Source organism: Bradyrhizobium sp. CCBAU 11434 (assembly GCF_028128895.1).
Classification (GTDB): Bacteria; Pseudomonadota; Alphaproteobacteria; order Rhizobiales; family Xanthobacteraceae; genus Bradyrhizobium; species Bradyrhizobium zhengyangense.
This window is the reverse complement of record NZ_LBJX01000001.1, coordinates 100,863-120,115: the sequence shown is the minus strand read 5'-3', so window position 1 is coordinate 120,115 and position 19,253 is coordinate 100,863. Positions and strand designations below refer to the sequence as shown.

The following is a 19,253-nucleotide window of genomic DNA, read 5'->3' as shown; positions in this document are numbered from 1 at the left end:
CCGTGTCCACGCGGCCGACTTCGGAGCTGGCGATGATTGCTGCACTGGCAAGAGCAATATCCCGCGCGACGGGAACCAATGTCGACGTCGAAACTCTGAAGATCCTCGTGATCTTCTCGGGCGCGGGCCTACTGGTCTCGCTCGTCGCCGCGATGATCTACGGGCAGGCTCTCAACGCCGCTCTGTTCTGAGCGGGTTGCAATCAGGCCACCGGCTCCTTGGGACGGCTCCGCTCACGCGGCGCCAGCGGCGGTGCCTGCTTCAGCGGAGCTGCCTCGCGTGGCGCGGCGTCGCTGCCTGAGACGTGTTCGACCGGTGCAGGGCCGCTGTCGCGCCAGGCGATGAACCAGATCAGCAAGCCGAGGACCGCGAGCCCCGCGCCGACCGGACGGGTCGAGGTCCAGCCGAGCCCCTGGCGAATGGCGAGGCCGCCGAGGAAGGGGCCGAGCGCATTGGCCGTGTTGAACGCCGAATGATTGAGCGCGGCGGCGAGCGCCTGCGCGTCTCCGGCGACGTCCATCAGCCGCGTCTGCAGGACGGCACCCAGCGCGACGCTGGCGCCGATCGCAAAGATGTCGATCGCGAGCAGCCAGGGGTTGCCGGCGACAACCGGAAACGCCAGCAGCGCCATTGTGGCAAACACCAGGATGCAGCCCGCCGTCGGCATCAAGGCGCGGTCGGCGAAGCGCGGCACGAACAAATTGCCGAGCGTGGCGCCGATGCCGAAGATCGCCAGGAAGAACGGAATGACCTCGGTGCTGACCTTGGTGACCTCGATCAATGTCGTCGCCAGATAGGTGTAGACGGCGAACATGCCGCCGAAGCCGATGGCGCTGATCGCGAGCGTCGTCCAGACACGGCGGCTTTTGAGCGCGCCGAGCTCGCGCAGCGGGTCCGACCGGCCGGCCTGGTCGCGTGGTGCGAACAGCGCACAGAGCAGAACCGTGAGCAGGGCCAGCACCGACACGAGGCCAAAGCTCGCGCGCCAGCCGACGGCCTGGCCGATCAGATTGGCCAGGGGCACGCCGATGATGGTGGCGACGGTCAGGCCCAGCATCACCTGTCCAACCACCTGCGAGCGGCGATGTTGCGGAACGAGCGAAGCGGCGACCAGCGCGGCGATGCCGAAATAGGCGCCGTGGGGCAGGCCCGAAAGGAAGCGGGCCGCGACCATCGAACCAAAGCCGGGCGCCAGCGCGGTGAGGGCGTTGCCGAGCGCGAACACGGCCATCAGCGCCAAGAGCTGCGTGCGCCGCGCGAACTTCGCGCCGAGCACCGCGATCAGCGGCGCGCCGAGCACCACGCCGAGCGCATAGGCGCTGATCGCGTGTCCGGCCGTGGGCTCGTCGATATGAAGGTCGGCCGCGAAGAACGGCAACAGGCTCATCGATGCGAATTCGGTGGTCCCGATCGCAAAGCCGCCCATTGCGAGCGAGAACAGGACGATGGCGAGATGAGGGGGCGCTGAATTGCGAGGTGAGGTCGCGTGAGGCGAGGTCGTCATGTGTCCTGCTTAGGTGACGGCAACGGGAACCAGCCCAGCAAACGTCGCCATCCCTGCAGTCTTTGTCTCACCTACTTAAACGCGCATGTGTCAGCGTCAACACCGGAAGGCCCACGTAAGGCGGCGCGCATATCAGCGTCCCGGTTTGCTCAGGGCATCCGCGTCAATCTGTCTCGTGACATCGACTCAAAACGTCTCCAGCGGCTTGTTGCACGGCTGGAGACGTCCAAGACCAAAATGACGATCAGAACTGCACTTCGCCGGGGATGTCGTCGGCACTGAGGCCGACGGTTTGATAGGCCTTCAGCAGCCATTCACGGGTCTGGCCCAGCGAACGGTTGTAGTCGGCCCAGGCGCTGAGGAAATCCTTGTAGCGGCGGTCGGCCTCGGCGCGGATGCCGAGATTGGTCGGCAGCGTCAGGATCGGCCGCGGGATCGCGAGTTCGCCGAGCGTCGGATTCCTCTTCAGTGTGAAGATCGACAGCACCGCCAGCGAGATGTTGCAGTCGGCGCGGCCGGTCGACACCGCCAGGATCGCCTCGTCGCGGGTCTTGAAGCCGAGAATATCAGCCTTCGGGCAGTAACGGCGCGCGATGGTCTCGTGCGTCGAGCCGATGTCGACGGCGATCTTGACCTCGGGCTTGTTCAGCTCGGACCAGGTCTGCGGCTTGGCAAAGCCCTTCTTGGTGATGACGGTGAAGGAGTGCACCAGGATCGGCGTCGAGAAGTCGATGACGAGCGAACGCTCGGGCGTCGGGTTCACGGCGAAGGCGAGGTCGACCTTGTCGGCCTGAAGATCGAGGATCTGGTTGCCCCAGGTCGATTCCAGCATCTCGACCTTTGCGCCCAGCTTGCCAGCGATGTCGTTCGCCATGTCGATGCAGGCGCCCGACCATTGATTGGTGGCGAGGTCCTTGTGGAAATAGGGATCCTGGCCGGCGATCACCGCGATGCGGAGCACGCCGCTCTTCTTGATGCGATCGAGCGTGGAGGTCGGCGCGGTATCGGCCTTGACTGGCGCGGTCGCGGCCATTGCGGCGCCCGCCAGTGCCACGGTGGTGAGTGCGTCCCTGCGGTTCATCGTCAGTACTCCCTGAGGAATGGGGATCCATCGGCTCCGGCTGGTGGACTATTTCTGTATTCAGCTCATAATGCAATATGGTATTGCAGCTTTGCCGGGGATTTGAGCGATGAGGCAGGTTAGAGCCTAATCCTTTGGCAAAGCGAGAGAAAATTCCGTGAAGCCGGGCCGGATAGTGGACCGGCCGGCGGGTGCTTGGAAATAAGAGGAGGAAGTCCGTGCGTGCTGTTTTCGTCGATGCCAACGACACCCTGGCCGCGGTCACCGAGAGGCTGCTGGGTGCCGCGAAGCTGCCGGTCAGCATCGTCAGCAACCCCTCTATCGCGCCCGACGATCTCCCCGGCCTGCTCGGCGACGCCGAGATCATGATCGTCGACCACACGGCGGTGCCATCAGCGATCGCCAAGAAATGCAAGGCGCTGAAGCACGTGGTCTTCCTGGGCACCGGCGCGCGCAGCTACATGAATCCGGAAGAGCTTAGCGAGCGCGGCATCGCCGTCCACACCATCAAGGGCTACGGCGATACGGCGGTGGCCGAGTGCGCGATCGCGCTGATGTGGACGTCGGCCAAAAGCTTCGGCGAGATGGACCGCGGCATGCGCGAGGGCAACTGGCTGCGTTGCGATGCCGTGCAGCTCACCGGCAAGACGCTCGGCCTGATCGGCTTCGGCGGTATCGCCGCGGAAGCCGCGCGCATGGCGGCCGGCTGCGGCATGAAGGTGATCGCCTGGAACAGGACGCCGAAGACGCATCCGGGCGTTGAGTTCGTCTCGCTGGAGAGACTGCTGGCAGAGAGCCACGTCGTCTCGCTGCATCTCCTGCTCAACGACGAGACCAAGGGTTTTCTGTCGCGCGAACGCATCGCGCAGATGCGCAAAGGCAGCATCCTGATCAACACCGCGCGCGGCGCCATCGTCGACGAGGACGCGATGCTGGACGCGCTCCGCTCCGGCCACATCGCCCATGCCGGCCTCGACGTTTTCACTATCGAGCCGCTGCCATCAGGCCATCCCCTGACAAAACTGCCCAACGTGACGCTGTCGGCGCATTCGGCGTTCCGCACGCCCGAGGCGAGCGACAATCTCATTGGCGCTGCGCTCGATCATTGCCGCCGCATCATCGCCACCGGCAAGTAAAGGACATCCATGTCGGATATCACCCGCATCGACCAGAACACCCGCCGCAGCCGCGCCTCCGTTTACGGCGACCTTGTTTTCCTCGCAGGCCAGGTGGCTGACACCAAGACCGCTGACATCACCCTGCAGACCCGCGAAGCATTGGCAAAAGTCGACGACATGCTGGCGCGTGCCGGCACCGACAAGTCGCGGCTGCTCAGCGTCCAGCTCTGGCTCAAGACCATGGACGATTTTGATGCGATGAACGCGGTCTATGATGCCTGGGTCGTGCCAGGCAACACGCCGTGCCGTGCTTGCGGCAAGGTCGAGCTCGCCGACCCTGCTTATCGCATCGAGGTGATCGCAATCGCGGCGCGGCGCTGACATGCGCACCGATGGCCTCTGCACTGTCAGCATCGGCCTTGCACCTGATGTCCGCCTGTCCTACGCCACCCCGGAACAAAAGCGCATTCGCTAAAGCCTGCAGGGAGCTGTCATGACCATCAGAAACACCCGCACCGGGGGCCAGATCCTGATCGACCAACTGGTCGCGCAGGGCGTCGAGCGCGTCACCTGTGTGCCGGGCGAGAGCTATCTGGCGGCGCTCGATGCGCTGCATGACAGCCCAATCGACGTCGTGATCTGCCGTGCCGAAGGCGGCGCCGCGATGATGGCGGAAGCTTACGGCAAGCTCACCGGACGCCCGGGCGTCTGCTTCGTCACCCGCGGTCCCGGCGCCACCAATGCCAGCCACGGTGTCCACATCGCGATGCAGGACTCCACGCCGATGATCCTGTTCGTCGGCCAGGTCGATACCGGCATGCGCGAACGCGAGGCGTTCCAGGAGCTCGACTACAAGGCGGTGTTCGGCTCGATGGCGAAATGGGCCGTCGAGATCGATCGTCCCGACCGCATCCCCGAGCTGGTCGCGCGCGCCTTCCGCGTCGCCATGCAGGGCCGCCCCGGTCCGGTGGTCATCGCACTGCCGGAGAACATGCTGACCGAGACCGCCGCCGTTGCGGATGCCATGCGCATCGAGCCGGCGGTGAGCTGGCCGGCGCCTGCTGATCTCGAGCGCGTCGGTGCGCTGCTTGCGAGCGCCAGGGCGCCGCTGGTCATCCTCGGCGGCTCGCGCTGGACCGATGAGGCCACCAAGAGCATCGCGCGCTTTGCCGAACGCTTCGACCTGCCGGTCGCGACCTCGTTCCGTCGCGCCTCGCTGATCGACGCCGACCATTCGCATTATGCCGGCGACCTCGGCATCGGGCCAAGCCCGAGCCTGAAGGCGCGCATCGACAACGCCGATGTCATTCTGCTGATCGGCGGCCGCATGTCGGAGATGCCGTCCTCGTCCTACACGCTGCTCGACATTCCCTCGCCGAAGCAGAAGCTGATCCATATACATCCGGGCGCCGAAGAGCTCGGCCGCATCTATCAGCCGGAGCTTGCGATCCAGGCGACGCCGGCTGCGTTCGCGGCTGCTGTGGAGACCCTGAAGCCCGTTGGTGCCGTTGCCTGGAAGGGCGAAGCGGCCAAGGCGCATGCCGATTACCTCGCCTGGACCGACAAGGCGCGCGAGCTGCCGGGCACGTTCCAGTACGGCCAGGTCATGACCTGGCTGCGTGATCGCCTGCCCAAGGACGCGATCGTCTGCAACGGCGCCGGCAATTATGCCGGCTGGATCCATCGCCATCACCGCTTCCACAGCTTTGCCTCGCAGCTCGCGCCGACCTCGGGCTCGATGGGCTATGGCGTGCCGGCCGGCGTGCTGGCCAAGCGGCAATATCCCGACCGTGTCGTCGTCGCGTTTGCTGGTGACGGCTGCTTCCTGATGAACGGCCAGGAGTTCGCGACCGCCGTGCAGTATGACGCGCCGCTCGTCGTGATCGTCGTCGATAACTCGCAATACGGCACCATCCGCATGCATCAGGAGCGCGACTATCCCGGCCGCGTGGTCGGCACTCAGCTGAAAAACCCCGACTTCGCAATGTACGCAAAGGCGTTCGGCGGCCATGGCGAGCGCGTCGAGCGCACTGAGGAGTTCGCGCCGGCATTCGAGCGGGCGCTCGCCTCGGGCAAGCCGTCGATCCTCCATTGCATCATCGATCCCCGCGCGATCTCGGTCGGCAAGGATTTCACCCCGGCGGTGAAGGCGTAAGCGATGTCGCAGGGCTGCCACGTCGCCATCATCGGAGCCGGTGCGGTCGGCGTGATCAGCGCCATCGAGGCGCTGCGCGAGGGGCATCGCGTCACGCTGATCGACGCGGGCGAGCCCGGTGGCGAGCAGGCGGCGAGCTACGGCAATGCCGGCTGGCTCTCGTCGCATTCGGTGATCCCGCCGGCCGAGCCCGGCGTCTGGAAGAAGGTGCCGGGTTATCTGATGGATCCGCTCGGCCCGCTCGCGATCCGCTGGTCGTATTTGCCGAAGGCACTGCCTTGGCTGATCAAGTACCTGCTCTCCGGCTGGACCGAGGCGCGGGTCGAGAAGACGGCGTTCGCGCTGCGCGATCTGTTGAAGGACGCGCCGCTCTTGCACCGGAAGCTCGCGGAAGAGGCCGGCGTGCCCGAGCTGGTCGAGCGCAACGGCGTGATGCATGTATTTCCCTCGCGCGGCAATTTCGACAACGATCTCGGCTGGCGGCTGCGCAAGAAGGTCGGCGTCGAATGGATGGAGCTGAACGCCGACGAGATGCGTCAGCGCGAGCCGGATCTGCATCCGCGCTACACCTTTGGCGTCGTGGTGGAAGAGGCCGGTCGCTGCCGCGATCCCGGCGCCTATGTCGCAGCGCTTGCGCAGCACGCGCTGGCGAGCGGTGCCAGGCTGGTTCATGCCAAGGCGACCGGTCTCAAGCTTTCCGGCAACAAGCTTGTCGCGGTCGTCACTGAAACCGGGGAGATCGCTTGCGATGCCGCCGTCGTTGCGGCCGGCGCGCATTCGAAACGGCTGACCGCATCGGTGGGCGATTCCCTTCCGCTCGAAACCGAGCGTGGCTATCACGTCATGATCGAGAACCCGGAGTCAGGTCCGCGCAGTTCGATGATGGCCTCCGACGCCAAGATGGTGGCGAACTGGACCAATAAAGGCTTGCGCGCCGCCGGCACGGTCGAGATCGCGGGCCTTGAGGCTGCGCCGAACTGGCAGCGCGCCGAAATTTTGCGCGACCATCTTCTCAGCATGTTCCCGAAACTGCCGCGGGACATTCCGGCCTCGCGCATCAAGATGTGGTTCGGCCATCGCCCTAGCATGCCGGACGGACGTCCCTGCATTGGCTACTCTCGCGCCTCGCGCGATATCGTCTATGCCTTCGGCCATGGTCATGTCGGCCTGGTCGGTTCGGCTCGCACCGGCCGTCTCGTCGCCCAGCTTCTGAGCGGCAAGCCGCCCGAAATTCCGCTTGCGCCGTTTTCGCCCAATCGCTTCCTCTGAGATCGTACCATGACCATTTCAGCCAACTCGTCCTCGCGCATCGCCCGTGGCGGCAAGGCCATCTATGGCGCGCCGCTCGGTATTTTGATGCTGGAAGCACGCTTTCCGCGCATCCCCGGCGACATGGGCAACGGCACGACCTGGCCATTCCCCGTGCTCTATCGCGTGGTGAGTGGGGCGTCGCCCGAGAAGGTGGTGCTGAAGGGCGCGGCGGGGTTGCTGCCCGACTTCATCGATGCGGCGAAGGACCTGGTGCGGCTCGGGGCCGAAGCGATCACCACCAATTGCGGCTTCCTCTCGCTGTTCCAGAAGGAGATCGCGGCGGCGGTCGGCGTGCCCGTCGCGACCTCGTCGCTGATGCAGGTGCCGTGGGTGCAGGCGACCCTGCCGCCCGGCAGGCGCGTCGGCCTCGTCACGGTATCAGGGTCGACCCTGACGCCGGCTCATCTCGAAGGTGCCGGCGTGCCGCTCGATACGCCGCTGGTCGGCACCGAGCACGGCAAGGAATTCTTCCGTGTCCTGATCAAGGCTGAGAAGGACGACATGGATGTGGCCCAGGCCGAACGTGACGTGGTCGAGGCGGGCAAGGAGCTTGTTGCTAAGAACCCCGACGTCGGCGCCATCGTGCTCGAATGCACCAACATGCCGCCTTACGCGGCGGCGTTGCAGGCCGAAGTCGGGTTGCCGGTCTACGACATCTATTCCATGATCACCTGGTTTCATGCTGGACTGCGCCCGCGCGCCTTCAGCTGATTCCACGGCTCGCACAACCTCCGCTGTTGTTTGCATTGCAATCGCGCTGGCAGCCCCGGTATATTGGGCTGTGTTCGGGCATGAATGCAGTTGATATGAGCAACGTGGAACTGGCCTCTGACAGTATCGTCGATCGCGTCTATGAACAGCTCAAGGCGATGGCCGTGAGCTATGAGTTCAAGCCAGGCGAACGGCTCAACGAGGGCGAACTGGCCAAACGCCTGGGCGTCAGCCGGACGCCGCTGCGCGAAGCGCTCAACCGTCTCAACACCGAAGGTTTTCTGCGCTTTACCCCGGGCAAGGGCTTCTTCTGCCGCGAGCTCGACGCCCACGAGATCTTCGACCTCTATGAGCTGCGCAAGTCGATTGAGGTCGCTTCCGTCCGCCTCGCCATCAAGCGCGCCAAGGATGAGGATATCGACGCGCTGCTGAAATTCCTCGAAGCCACCGGCCCAGATCCTGGCGACCGCACGTCGGTGGAGCTCGTCGAGCTGGACGAGACCTTCCACGAGCGGCTGATGGCGATGTCGAACAATGCCGAGATGCTGCGCGTGCTGCGTAATGTCAACGCGCGTATCCGCTTCGTGCGCTGGATCGACATGGACAGCATAAACCGTTCCAACACCCAGGCCGAACACCGCGCGGTGATCGAGGGCCTGAAGGCGCGCGATGAGGCGGTTTGCGTCTCGGTGCTGGAGAAGCACATCGACCGCCGTCTCGATCGTATCACCTCCGCGATCAAGGAAGGCTACGCGCAGATCTATATGCCGGCGGCGGCGAGATTGGCGACGAATTGAGTTCTCTTCCCTTCTCCCCTCATGTCCGCCGAAGCCTTGGCGAAGGCGGATGCGGGAGAAGGTGGCGCGAAGCGCCGGATGGAGACGGCGCTTGCTAATCGCAGCCACTATTCCACGCACCCGCTATGCCAGGTGATAGTCGCTCTGTAGGAGCGGGGGTGTAAGCACCAAGTTATCAAAATACTCGTTCATGCTTGGTGCGAACTGGAGGGATTTGAGGCCCACAAAAGTCGTATCGAAACGGAAACTCTGCATCCCCTGACCGCCATCAAGAGAAAACGTTTGTGTGACCGTGCTGTTGTCGGCTTTGACACCGGTGAAGGTTGCGATTTGCCCAGCTGCTGCGAAGAGAGTATCCAGGTCGATTGATTGCGCTGAGAACAATCCACCGTTCTGACCTTGAATAAGCAGAGTATCTGCCGTCGGAACGCTCCCGCCCGCTGGTACAGTGAGGGTGTGCGTCTCGTGGAAAAAATAGTTGAAATTGTCGGCAAAAGTTTTGTCGAGAGACGTCACGGCAAAGTCTGTCCGATTAACGTTGGTGATACTGAATCCGCTCGCAGTGATCGGACCGTAGTAAGTCAGGGTGCCCCCATTGCTTGTGAACGTGTTGACCACGTTGAGAGCGCCAGAGCTCCATAGATTGTCATCGTTAAGAGTGATTGATACCGGCGCGCCGACCGTGATCCTGACGGTATTGTAGGTGTTGTTGGTTTCGTTGCTCTCGCTGACCTGGTTGTTGTAGTCGGCGATGCCGCCGAGATAGTAGGTGCCAGGCGCGAGGTTGCCCGGGAGCGTGACCGACAGGGTTTGATGGTCGTAATAGCCGGTCAGACCGACGCTGGTCAGTGCGCCGGAGCTGACCGTCGTCAGCAGCGTGTCGGAGGTGGTGATGTTTGCGTCGCTCGACAGGTAAATGCCTGCGGTCGAGGCCCCCGACGGACCGGCTCCTATATCCATCGCATAGGCATCGACGGTGACGCTGTTGCCTGCCGCGACGGTGGTGTTGGCGACGCCGAGATATTCCGAGAGGTCAGGCTGGACTGGCGCGCCGACCGTGATCTTGACGGTATTGTAGGTGTTGTTGGCTTCGTTGCTCTCACTGACCTGGTTGTTGTAGTCGGCGATGCCGCCGAGATAGTAGGTGCCGGGCGTGAGGTTGCCCGAAAGCATGACCGACAGGGTTTGATGGTCGTAATAGCCGGTCTGACCGACACTGGTCAGTGCGCCGGAGTTGACCGTCGTCAGCAGCGTGTCGGAGGTGGTGATGGTGGCGTCGCTCGACAGGTAAATCCCTGCGGTCGAGGCCCCCGACGGCCCGGCTCCTATATCCATCGCATAGGCATCGACGGTGACGCTGTGGCCTGCCGCGACGGTGGTGTTGGCGACGCCGAGATACTCCGAGAGGTCAGGCTGGACTGGCGCGGTCACCGTAATCTTGACGGTATTGTAGGTGTTGTTGGCTTCGTTGCTCTCGCTGACCTGGTTGTTGTAGTCGGCGATGCCGCCGAGATAGTAGGTGCCGGGCGCGAGGTTGCCCGGAAGCATGACCGACAGGGTTTGATGGTCGTAATAGCCGGTCTGGCCGACACTGGTCAGTGCGCCGGAGTTGACCGTCGTCAGCAGCGTGTCGGAGGTGGTGATGGTGGCGTCGCTCGACAGGTAAATCCCAGCGATCGAGGCCCCGGCGGGACCATTGCCGATGTCCATGTCATAGGCATCGACGGTGACGTTGTGGCCTGCCGCGACGGTGGTGTTTGCGACGCTGAGATATTCCGAGAGGTCAGGCTGGACTGGCGCGGTGACCGTGATCTTAACGGTATTGTAGGTGTTGTTGGCTTCGTTGATCTCACTGACCTGGTTGTTGTAGTCGGCGATGCCACCGAGATAGTAGGTGCCAGGCGCGAAGTTGCCCGGAAGCATGACCGACAGGCTCTGATGGTCGTAGTAGCCGGTCAGGCCGACGCTGGTCAGTGCGCCGGAGCTGACCGTCGTCAGCAGTGTATCGGAGGTGGTGATCGTCGCGTCGCTCGACAGGTAAATCCCCGCGGTCGAGGCCCCCGACGGACCGGCTCCTATATCCATCGCATAGGCATCGACGCTGACGTTGTTGCCTGCCGCGACGGTGGTGTTGGCGACGCCGAGATATTCCGAGAGATCAGGCTGGGCTGGCGCGGTGACCGTGATCTTGACGGTGTTGTAGGTGTTGTTGGTTTCGTTGCTCTCACTGACATGGTTGTTGTAGTCGGCGATGCCGCCGAGATAGTAGGTGCCGGGCGCGAGGTTGCCCGGAAGCATGACCGACAGGCTCTGATGGTCATAATAGCCGGTCTGGCCGACGCTGGTCAGTGCGCCGGAGCTGACCGTCGTCAGCAGTGTATCGGAGGTGGTGATCGTGGCGTCACTCGACAGGTAAATGCCTGCGGTCGAGGCTCCCGATGGGCCGGCTCCTATATCCATTGCATAGGCATCGACGGTGACGCTGTGGCCTGCCGCGACGGTGGTGTTGGCGACGCTCACATATTCCGAGAGGTCGGGCCGCGAAGGTGTGACGGTGAAGGATTGAGCGAAGACGTTGTTGGTCTCGCTAACCTCGTTGGTCACCACATTCGCCGTATCGGCACCGATAACGACATAGTAGGTGCCGGGCGCCAGATTCGCGGGAATAGTTGTCGTGAGGCTGCCGCTTGACGATTGATTTGCGAGCAGCTGCGGCGTCGAAAACGTACCGATGAGTGTGTCGCTTCCGTCTATAAATGCATCTTGGGACAAATAGAGCTTGGTGGTGGTGGCCGCGGCCGCCGCCCCCGTGCCGTTGACGTTGGCGACGCTGAAATTGATAGTCTCCGAGCCACCGGCGGCAACGGAAGGCGAACTGACTGACAAGCTCCCGATCACCAGATCAGGCTGGGGGACGGACGTGACCGTAAAGGATTGAGCGAAGACGTTGTTGGTCTCGCTAACCTCGTTGGTCACCACATTCGCCGTGTCGGCACCGATAACGATATAGTAGGTGCCGGGCGCCAGATTCGCGGGAATAGTTGTCGTGAGGCTGCCGCTTGACGATTGATTTGCGAGCAGCTGCGGCGTCGAAAACGTACCGATGAGTGTATCGCTCCCGTCTATAAATGCATCGTGGGACAAATAGAGTTTGGTAGTGGTGGCTGCGGCTGTCGCCCCTGTGCCGTTGACGTTGGCGACGCTGAAATTGATAGCCTCCGAGCCACCGGCGGCGACGGAAGGTAAACTGACTGACAAGCTCCCGATCACCAGATCAGGCTGGGGTGAGGTTGTCGTGATGCCGCTGAAATCCCCGAACCCATGCCCTCTAAGCGATGTTTGATCGAAGTTCGTTGTCACAAAGGTGGGATCGATACGTGAGACGTAAGCCGAGTAAAAGAATCCAGAAGGTGCAAACGCCGCCGTAATGTCAGAAAAGGAATGCTGGACGATCTTATCTTGCGTGTTAAACGTCGAAGTCGACCAATTATCTACAACCTGGATATTTCCCCCAGAGTTGCTAACGACGATGAACTCGTGAGCAAGAAATTTCCCATTTACAGGAAGGGAAGTTTCAGTCGTGTTGCCGGCAGCGTAGACTCGAACAATGTCTCCCGGCTGTAGCAGGCCGCTCAAGGTCGCAACAGAATTGATGTTGTCCGAACCGTTTGATGTCAGGGTTGTCCAGCCATCGCCCGACGTGTTGGCGCCGGAGAACGTACCGTCGGCGTGTGGCACCGTGTAGACCACATCCTGTGGTAACGTAGGATCACCTGAGGTGGTCTTGTCCTCCAGGTCAAAAAAAGGAACACCCGCCAGATTTGATATTCCCCACGCAAAATCCGTACATCCGTTAGCAGTCCATTGAATGCCGATGTTGGCGCGGGAAAGGGCAACAACTTCTGCCGCAGTCTCTCCTGTCGCAATTCCGGTCGTGACCAAATGATCTCTGCTCATACGATCTCACTCCCATTAAGAGCCAAACGGCCGGGAAGTAGCTACCGCAGGGGCCTATCACCATCGATGTCATGCCAATAATGCCGACACCGATCGCGTTAATGTGGGATTGTTAAGTCCGGAGAGCACATTCAAAAGTTGATGTCTGTAAAGCCTAATGCCCCTGTTTGAACAACCCAGCCAGCTGCGAAAAAATCCGCATTTCGAGCAAAACTTCAGTTCCAAGTATCCAGGAGAACTGGCGACCCGGCTGTGCCGCCGTGTCGCCCGCTGCCGGGCGCGGATTTCTGACTGCTCCAATAGCCGGCAAAATCAATTCTTCCGCAATCAGTGGGATGTTGCGGTTCTAAGATCAGCTAAATTGCGAGATAGCGTAGCGCTCAACCCGTGCGCGATCAAGGACCCGCATACGCTTTCCGCGGCAGAAGTCCATGCCTTCGATGCCATTTAGCCCCTCGACCAGGGGAGGGGCCCCTTGTGGGAGAGGACGCAGTCATTCCCATCGCGTTTCTGGGCCAGCAAAAGCCAGCTATACAATCCTTCAATACCTGCTCGTGCCAGATGGTCAGAGCCCTCGCGCGCGAACGTCGCTAGCGTGCTGCTTGAATTTCACGGAGACGTCTGGTGCATAGCCCCAAGCCCAATTCGAAGCCCAATCCCGACATCGACTGGCCGAGCGAACTCTATCGCATCCTCAAAGCCGCCGACGTCAAGCAGATGTCCTACGTGCCCGACGCTGGCCACAGCCAGCTGATCGGGCTGTTCTCCGCCGACGCCGACGTCAACACCAACGTGCTGACGACCGAGGAAGAGGGTATAGCCGTTGCCGCGGGCGCCTGGCTCGGCGGTCAGCGCAGCGTGCTGCTGATGCAGTCGAGCGGGGTCGGCAATTGCATTAACATGCTGTCGCTGTCTGCGATCGGCCGCTTTCCGCTTCTGATGCTGGTGACGATGCGCGGCGAGTGGGCCGAGTTCAATCCCTGGCAGGTGCCGATGAGCCGGGCCACGCAGCCGTCGCTGGAAGCGATCGGGCTGAAGGTGATGCGGGCGGAGACGGCGGACGATCTGGTCGAGACTGTCGAAGCCGCGGCAGCGCTCGCGTATGAGTCCGATCAGCAGATCGCGGTGCTGATCGGGCAGCGCCTGATCGGCATGAAGAAGTGGTGAGTGCAATGACCGTTGAGTCCCAACTCGATCGCCGCGCCGCCGTCGCGGCCCTGCTGAAAGATCGCGGCGATTTGCTGGTCGTCTCCGGCTTGGGCTCGCCAACCTACGATCTGCATGCAACTGGCGACCGCGACGACAATTTTTATCTCTGGGGCGCCATGGGCGGTGCTGCGCTGATCGGTCTTGGTCTTGCGCAGGCGCAGCGAGGCAAGCGCGTGCTCGCGCTCACCGGTGACGGCGAGCAGCTGATGGGCCTCGGCGGCATCGCCACCATCGGCGTCGCGCAGCCGCGCAATCTCGACATCGTCGTGATCGACAACCAGCATTTTGGCGAGACCGGGATGCAGGCGAGCCATACCGGCCGCGGTGTCGATCTCACTGCCATCGCCACGGCCTGCGGCTTTGCGGCCACCGCGACGGTGCGGACGCTCGAGGAGGTGCAGCGCCTCGCGGGACAAATCGCCGAGCCGGCCGCTGGCCCGCGGCTGTTTGTCATCAAGGTCAGGGCCGAAAATCCGCCGCGCTCGCTGCCCTCGCGCGATGCCGTCTTTATCAAGAACCGGTTCCGTGCTCATCTCGGCTTCGCGGCGGCTTGAACCGGAGTCCACTTCGGGATAGCTCGCTGCGTTAAGCAGCTATCCTGGAGTGAGACCCATGAAACTATCCGGCAAGGTCGCCGTCATCACCGGCGCAGCGCGCGGCATCGGCAAGGCCTGCGCAAAGCGGTTTCTCGACGACGGCGTCAAGGTGGTCATCTCGGACGTCGATACGGACGCGCTCGAGAAGACGGTCAACGAGCTGGGCAAGCCCAAGGATTTCTACGCCGTGCCGTGTCACGTCGCGCGGCGCGCTGACGTGGATCGTGCCGTCGCGACTGCGGTCCGCGAATTCGGCCGGCTCGACATCATGGTCAACAATGCCGGCGTCGCGCGCAACCGGGACATCCTCGAAATTACCGAAGCGGAATTCGACGAGATCATCGGCATCAATCTGAAGGGCGCGTTCTTCGGCGTGCAGGCCGCGGCCAAGCAGATGATCGCGCAGGGCGGCGGCGGGGTCATCATCAACATGTCCTCGGTGAATGCGCTGCTGGCGATCCCGGCGCTTGCGACCTACGCCATGTCCAAGGGCGGCATGAAGCAGCTGACGTCGGTCGCGGCCGTCGCGCTCGCCCCGCACAACATCCGCGTCGTCGCAGTCGGCCCCGGCACGATTTTGACCGACATGGTGGCGTCGTCGATCTACACCTCGGAGGATGCGCGCAAGACGGTGATGTCGCGTACGCCCGCGGGGCGCGGTGGCGAGCCGAGCGAGGTCGCCTCCGTCGTCGCGTTTCTCGCCAGCGACGATGCGTCCTACATCACCGGACAGACCATCTATCCGGATGGTGGCCGGTTGATCCTGAACTATACGGTGCCGGTGAAGGACAAGTAGGAGCGGAGGAGGTCATCACACACTCGCTGTCATCGCCCGCGAAGGCGGGCGATCCAGTACGCCGAGACAGCAGCGATAGAATCGATAGGACGCGGCGTGCTGGATGCCCCGCCTGCGCGGGGCATGACACCTGTTGTGAGGGAGGCAACTTGCCTATCACTCCGCCGCCACCGTCATCCCATAGCCGAGCCGCTTCGAGATGCCGCCAGCACAATCCCGCAGCGCATGCGCGATCGGGCTGTCCCAGCGCGCGTCGAACGTGCCTTCCGGCCCCATCGCGGTGATCACAAGCGCGACGTGGCCGGCATGATCGAACACTGGTGCGGAGAACGCGTTGACGCCGGGCAGGGGATCGCCGAGCGCGCGGGCGAGGCCGTGCTTGCGGACCTCCGTGAGCATCTCGGCGATCTTGGCGCCTTTCACCGGGCGCTTCGGATTGTAGCCGACGCCCTGACGGTCAAGCCCGCTTTCGAGCGCGGCGTTGATGGTCTTCTCCGGCAGAAACGCTGCAAAGGCACGCCCCGTGGCGGTTTCCAGCAGCGCCATCACCGAGCCGGCGCGCATCACGATGTGGACGGGCTGGCCGGGCTCTTCCAGCTGCACTACGGTCGGGCCGTGCGTGCCCCACACCGCGAGCGAGACGGCGTGTCCGATCTGGCTCGCGAGCGCGGCGATCTTCGGCTGCGCGATGCGGACGCCGGAGAGGCGGCGCAGACTGATCAGGCCGAGCTCCAGCGCGAGTGCGCCGATCTCGTAGCGGCCGGTGGTCTCGTCCTGTTCGATCAGCCCGATGCGGGAGAAGCTAGCGAGATAAGGATGCGCCTTGGCCGGGGTCATGCCGGCCTCGCGCGCGAGATCGCGCAGCATCATCGGCTCGCCGGTTTTGGCGAGCGCACGGAGCAATTCTCCGCCGACCTCGATCGACTGGATGCCGCGGCTTTCTTTCTTCATGCGCCTCCGATGCGCTGGGATTACGCCGCGTCGCGCTTGGCGGCGCTATCGGCGAGATGACGGCCGGCAATGTAGCCGAAGGTCAGCGCCGGCCCAAGCGTGATGCCTGCGCCGGGATAATTGCCGCCCATGATGCTCGCCATGTCGTTGCCGGCGGCATAGAGCCCGGGAATCACCCGGCCCTCGGCGTCGAGCGCCCGGGCGTTCTCGTCGGTGACGATGCCGGCATAGGTGCCGAGATCGCCGATCACCATCTTGATGGCATAGAATGGGCCGTTCTCGATCGGCGCGATGCAAGGGTTGGGGCCATGCATGGCGTCGCCCTGATAGCGGTTATAGGCCTTCGATCCCTTGCCGAAGGCGGCGTCGTGACCCAGCGGCGCCGTCGCATTGAATTGCTTGACGGTCTCCGCGAATGCCTTGGCGTCGATACCGGCCTTCGCCGCCAGCGCCTCCAGCGTGTCGCCGCGCATGAGATAGCCGCTCGCAAGGTGATGGCCGAGCGGCATCGGGAACGGCGGCACGCAGCCGAGGCCGTATTTGCGCAACGTCTTGTGATCGCAGACGAGATAGGCCGCGATCTCCTCGCCGGTCTTGGCGGCCTTGATCATGGCCTGGACGAAATCGTGATAGGAATTGCCTTCATTGGCAAAGCGCTTACCGTCACGCATCACGGCGATCACGCCCGGCTTGGCGCGATCGATGAAATGCGGCATTACGCCCTTCGAGCCGTCCTTGCGCGTGGTCAGCGACACCGGCACCCAGGCCGCCGCGTTCGGCAGGCGATCCTCGATGTGGCCCCCGGCACCCTCGGCGAGGCGCAGGCCATCGCCGGTGTTGCCGGCTGGGCCGGGCGAGAAATGCTCAGCGCCGGTCGGTGCATGCGGAAACATCTTCTTGCGCCGCTCAACGTCATGCGGAAAGCCGCCGCAGGCGAGCACGACGCCTTGTCTTGCGCGGACGCGCACGTCATGCCCCTCCCGCGAGATGATCGCACCGGTGACTGCGCCGTTCTCGACCGTCAGCTCGCGCACCGGCGAGGACAGCCACATCGGGATCTTCAGATCCTGCGCGGATTTGGCGAGGCGACCGGCCAGCGCATTGCCGTTGGTGAGCGTCATGCCGCGGCCGTAGCGGAGCACATCCATCAGATGCCGCGACAGGCGCTTGGCGACATAGACCGCCGAAGTCAGCGACTTCGTCACGCGCATGAAATGGATGATCTCCTTGCCTGACCCCAGCATCATGCCGAACACGGTAAGTTCGGGCAGGGGCATGCCGAGCGTCTTGATGAGATCACCGAGCTCGCGGCCGTCGAACGGGCGCGTCACCATGGAGCGGCCGCCCTGCGCGCCGCCGGGCGCCTCGGCATGATAGTCCGGGAACACGAGCGGCATGTCGAAGCGCAGCGCCGTGTTGGTGGTGAAGAAATCGACGGCCTCGGGACCAGCGCTGAGGAACGCCTCCACGCGTGCCGCGTCAAAATTGTTGCCGGCTTCGTGCCGCAAGTAAGTGCGCGCCTGGTCCGGCGCCTCCTCGATACCGTAAGCCTTCGCCAGCGACGTGCCGGGGATCCAGAGCCAGCCGCCGGAGCGCGCGGTAGTGCCGCCGAAGCGCGGCTCCTTCTCGACCATCAGCACGTCGAGACCGCGATACCTCGCGGTGATCGCGGCCGACATGCCGGAGCAGCCCGATCCGGCCACGAGCACGTCGCACTCGTAGGTTTCGCTTGCGCTATGCTCGTTGCCGGCCATGTCTCACCTCACTTCTTCAGCAGCGGACATTTGGATTCGGAGACCGGGCGATAGGCGTCCTCGCCCTTCACCGTCTTGATGATGTCCAGATAATCCCAGGGTTCCTTGGACTGCTCGGGCGACTTCACCCTGGCGAGGTACATGTCGCGGATGACGCGGCCGTCCTCGCGCAACCTGCCGCCATGGACGAAGGTATCCTCGATCGGCAGCTCGCGCATCTTGGCCATCACCTTGGCGGGATCATCGGTGCCGGCGGCCTTGATGGCCTTGAGATAATGCAGCACCGAGCCGTAGACGCCGGTGTGGATCATGGTCGGCATCACGTTGGCGCGCGCAAAGAACTTCTTCGACCAGGCGCGGGTCTGCTCGTCCATGTTCCAGTACGACGCCGTGGTCATGTAGGTGCCCTGCGCGGACTTGAGCCCGATCGCGTGCACGTCGGTGTCGAACATCAGGAGCCCGACGAGCTTCTGGCCGCCTTGCACCAGGCCGAACTCCCCGGACTGCTTGATGGCGTTATCGGTATCCTGGCCGGCGTTGGCGAAAGCGACGACGTCTGCCTTGGAGCTCTGTGCCTGCAGTGCAAACGACGAAAAATCCGCGGTGTTGGTCGGATGCTTGACGCCGCCCAGCACCTTGCCGCCCATCTCGTTGATGAAGCGCGTGGCGTCCTTCTCGAGCTGCTGGCCGAAGGCGTAGTCCGCGGTGATGAAGTACCAGGATTTGCCACCTTCCTTGATCACGGCGGACGCCGTCACCTTGGACAGCGCGTAGGTGTCGTAGGTGAAATGCACGGTGTTCGGGCTGCACAGCTCGTCAGTCAGCGAGCTCGCGCCGGGCCCGGAGAGCAGCGCGATCTTGTTGCGCTCGCGCACCATGTTGTGCACGGCGATGGCGATGCCGGAATTGGGGATGTCGACGACGGCATCGACCTTGCTGTTGTCGAACCAGCCGCGCACGATATTGACGCCGACGTCGGTCTTCATCTGGTGGTCGGCGCTGATGATCTCGATCGGCTTGCCGAGCACGGTCGGCCCGAACTCCTCCACCGCCATCTTGGCGGCCTCGACCGAGCCCGGCCCGGAATTGTCGCGGCCCCAGCTCGACAGATCCGTCAGCACGCCGATCCGCACCACGTCGTCGGAGACTTGCGCGCTTGCGGCAGTGGTCATGGCAGCCGACATCGTGGCCGCGAGCACGGCGCAGGCCAAAAGCCCTCTCATCGAAGTTTCCTCTCTTTTTGGGCCGCTTGGCGCGACCGTTTGTTCTGGCAGCAAATTAGATATTAGCTAATAGGTTTGTCAATAATGAAT

General features: G+C 63.3%; 17 protein-coding genes. 11 read left to right on the top strand and 6 right to left on the bottom strand.

What is annotated here, in order from left to right:
• Window positions 1-32 precede the first annotated feature (32 nt).
• Complete coding sequence (locus tag XI06_RS00530) at window positions 33-191, top strand: hypothetical protein (protein WP_200469582.1); 159 nt, start codon at window positions 33-35, stop codon at window positions 189-191.
• Window positions 192-202: 11 nt separating this feature from the next.
• Here XI06_RS00530 and XI06_RS00525 read toward each other — a convergent pair whose 3' ends face one another.
• Together XI06_RS00525 and XI06_RS00520 are read right to left on the bottom strand one after the other, a co-directional pair.
• Complete coding sequence (locus XI06_RS00525) at window positions 203-1,504, bottom strand: MFS transporter (RefSeq protein ID WP_271604381.1); 1,302 nt, start codon at window positions 1,502-1,504, stop codon at window positions 203-205.
• Between the two features lie 244 nt (window positions 1,505-1,748).
• Window positions 1,749-2,585, bottom strand: a complete 837-nt coding sequence (locus XI06_RS00520; protein ID WP_271604380.1) for a transporter substrate-binding domain-containing protein — start codon at window positions 2,583-2,585, stop codon at window positions 1,749-1,751.
• 218 nt (window positions 2,586-2,803) lie between these two features.
• Between XI06_RS00520 and XI06_RS00515 the strand changes: the two genes are divergently transcribed.
• From XI06_RS00515 to XI06_RS00490, 6 genes are all read left to right on the top strand, one after another.
• Window positions 2,804-3,721, top strand: a complete 918-nt coding sequence (locus XI06_RS00515; RefSeq protein WP_271604379.1) for an NAD(P)-dependent oxidoreductase — start codon at window positions 2,804-2,806, stop codon at window positions 3,719-3,721.
• Between the two features lie 9 nt (window positions 3,722-3,730).
• On the top strand, window positions 3,731-4,084 hold the full coding sequence (locus XI06_RS00510) for a RidA family protein (protein ID WP_237874278.1): 354 nt from the start codon (window positions 3,731-3,733) through the stop codon (window positions 4,082-4,084).
• A gap of 112 nt (window positions 4,085-4,196) precedes the next feature.
• On the top strand, window positions 4,197-5,858 hold the full coding sequence (locus XI06_RS00505) for a thiamine pyrophosphate-binding protein (protein ID WP_237862684.1): 1,662 nt from the start codon (window positions 4,197-4,199) through the stop codon (window positions 5,856-5,858).
• 3 nt (window positions 5,859-5,861) lie between these two features.
• The gene (locus XI06_RS00500; RefSeq protein ID WP_271604378.1) at window positions 5,862-7,127 is read left to right on the top strand and encodes an NAD(P)/FAD-dependent oxidoreductase; all 1,266 of its coding nucleotides are present in this window, start codon (window positions 5,862-5,864) and stop codon (window positions 7,125-7,127) included.
• A gap of 9 nt (window positions 7,128-7,136) precedes the next feature.
• Window positions 7,137-7,880 (top strand): aspartate/glutamate racemase family protein, encoded by a 744-nt coding sequence (locus XI06_RS00495; RefSeq protein ID WP_271604377.1) that lies wholly within the window; start codon window positions 7,137-7,139, stop codon window positions 7,878-7,880.
• A gap of 95 nt (window positions 7,881-7,975) precedes the next feature.
• On the top strand, window positions 7,976-8,677 hold the full coding sequence (locus XI06_RS00490) for a GntR family transcriptional regulator (protein WP_237862681.1): 702 nt from the start codon (window positions 7,976-7,978) through the stop codon (window positions 8,675-8,677).
• 123 nt (window positions 8,678-8,800) lie between these two features.
• Here the strand turns inward: XI06_RS00490 and XI06_RS00485 are convergent, their stop codons facing one another.
• Window positions 8,801-12,634 (bottom strand): CARDB domain-containing protein, encoded by a 3,834-nt coding sequence (locus tag XI06_RS00485; protein WP_271604376.1) that lies wholly within the window; start codon window positions 12,632-12,634, stop codon window positions 8,801-8,803.
• A gap of 157 nt (window positions 12,635-12,791) precedes the next feature.
• Here XI06_RS00485 and XI06_RS00480 point away from each other — a divergent pair, with 157 nt between their 5' ends.
• The 4 genes from XI06_RS00480 (at window position 12,792) to XI06_RS00465 (ending at window position 15,235) form a co-directional block, all read left to right on the top strand.
• A complete protein-coding gene (locus XI06_RS00480) occupies window positions 12,792-13,085 on the top strand; it encodes a hypothetical protein (protein WP_237891380.1) in 294 nt (97 codons plus the stop codon).
• 173 nt (window positions 13,086-13,258) lie between these two features.
• Entirely contained in the window at window positions 13,259-13,801 is a 543-nt protein-coding gene (locus XI06_RS00475) for a thiamine pyrophosphate-binding protein (RefSeq protein WP_271604375.1), read from the top strand.
• Window positions 13,802-13,806: 5 nt separating this feature from the next.
• Window positions 13,807-14,397: a thiamine pyrophosphate-dependent enzyme gene (locus tag XI06_RS00470; protein ID WP_237862677.1), complete on the top strand. Its 591-nt coding sequence runs from the start codon at window positions 13,807-13,809 to the stop codon at window positions 14,395-14,397.
• A 58-nt stretch (window positions 14,398-14,455) separates the two neighbouring features.
• Complete coding sequence (locus tag XI06_RS00465; protein WP_271604374.1) at window positions 14,456-15,235, top strand: SDR family NAD(P)-dependent oxidoreductase; 780 nt, start codon at window positions 14,456-14,458, stop codon at window positions 15,233-15,235.
• Window positions 15,236-15,391: 156 nt separating this feature from the next.
• Here the strand turns inward: XI06_RS00465 and XI06_RS00460 are convergent, their stop codons facing one another.
• Genes XI06_RS00460 through XI06_RS00450 form a run of 3 tightly spaced genes read right to left on the bottom strand, consistent with a single transcriptional unit; the run spans window position 15,392 to window position 19,163 of the window.
• A complete protein-coding gene (locus tag XI06_RS00460; protein WP_237862675.1) occupies window positions 15,392-16,186 on the bottom strand; it encodes an IclR family transcriptional regulator in 795 nt (264 codons plus the stop codon).
• A 20-nt stretch (window positions 16,187-16,206) separates the two neighbouring features.
• A complete protein-coding gene (locus tag XI06_RS00455; protein WP_271604373.1) occupies window positions 16,207-17,940 on the bottom strand; it encodes an FAD-dependent oxidoreductase in 1,734 nt (577 codons plus the stop codon).
• A gap of 8 nt (window positions 17,941-17,948) precedes the next feature.
• Window positions 17,949-19,163, bottom strand: coding sequence for an ABC transporter substrate-binding protein (locus XI06_RS00450; protein WP_271604372.1), 1,215 nt, complete (start codon window positions 19,161-19,163; stop codon window positions 17,949-17,951).
• Window positions 19,164-19,253: the final 90 nt, after the last annotated feature.

Coding starts and splice junctions, on each gene's coding strand:
- XI06_RS00530 (WP_200469582.1), top strand. CDS start 33: ATGATTGCTGCACTGGCAAGAGCAATATCCCGCGCGACGGGAACCAAT.
- XI06_RS00525 (WP_271604381.1), bottom strand. CDS start 1,504: ATGACGACCTCGCCTCACGCGACCTCACCTCGCAATTCAGCGCCCCCT.
- XI06_RS00520 (WP_271604380.1), bottom strand. CDS start 2,585: ATGAACCGCAGGGACGCACTCACCACCGTGGCACTGGCGGGCGCCGCA.
- XI06_RS00510 (WP_237874278.1), top strand. CDS start 3,731: ATGTCGGATATCACCCGCATCGACCAGAACACCCGCCGCAGCCGCGCC.
- XI06_RS00505 (WP_237862684.1), top strand. CDS start 4,197: ATGACCATCAGAAACACCCGCACCGGGGGCCAGATCCTGATCGACCAA.
- XI06_RS00500 (WP_271604378.1), top strand. CDS start 5,862: ATGTCGCAGGGCTGCCACGTCGCCATCATCGGAGCCGGTGCGGTCGGC.
- XI06_RS00495 (WP_271604377.1), top strand. CDS start 7,137: ATGACCATTTCAGCCAACTCGTCCTCGCGCATCGCCCGTGGCGGCAAG.
- XI06_RS00490 (WP_237862681.1), top strand. CDS start 7,976: ATGAGCAACGTGGAACTGGCCTCTGACAGTATCGTCGATCGCGTCTAT.
- XI06_RS00485 (WP_271604376.1), bottom strand. CDS start 12,634: ATGAGCAGAGATCATTTGGTCACGACCGGAATTGCGACAGGAGAGACT.
- XI06_RS00480 (WP_237891380.1), top strand. CDS start 12,792: ATGCCCCTGTTTGAACAACCCAGCCAGCTGCGAAAAAATCCGCATTTC.
- XI06_RS00470 (WP_237862677.1), top strand. CDS start 13,807: ATGACCGTTGAGTCCCAACTCGATCGCCGCGCCGCCGTCGCGGCCCTG.
- XI06_RS00465 (WP_271604374.1), top strand. CDS start 14,456: ATGAAACTATCCGGCAAGGTCGCCGTCATCACCGGCGCAGCGCGCGGC.
- XI06_RS00460 (WP_237862675.1), bottom strand. CDS start 16,186: ATGAAGAAAGAAAGCCGCGGCATCCAGTCGATCGAGGTCGGCGGAGAA.
- XI06_RS00455 (WP_271604373.1), bottom strand. CDS start 17,940: ATGGCCGGCAACGAGCATAGCGCAAGCGAAACCTACGAGTGCGACGTG.
- XI06_RS00450 (WP_271604372.1), bottom strand. CDS start 19,163: ATGAGAGGGCTTTTGGCCTGCGCCGTGCTCGCGGCCACGATGTCGGCT.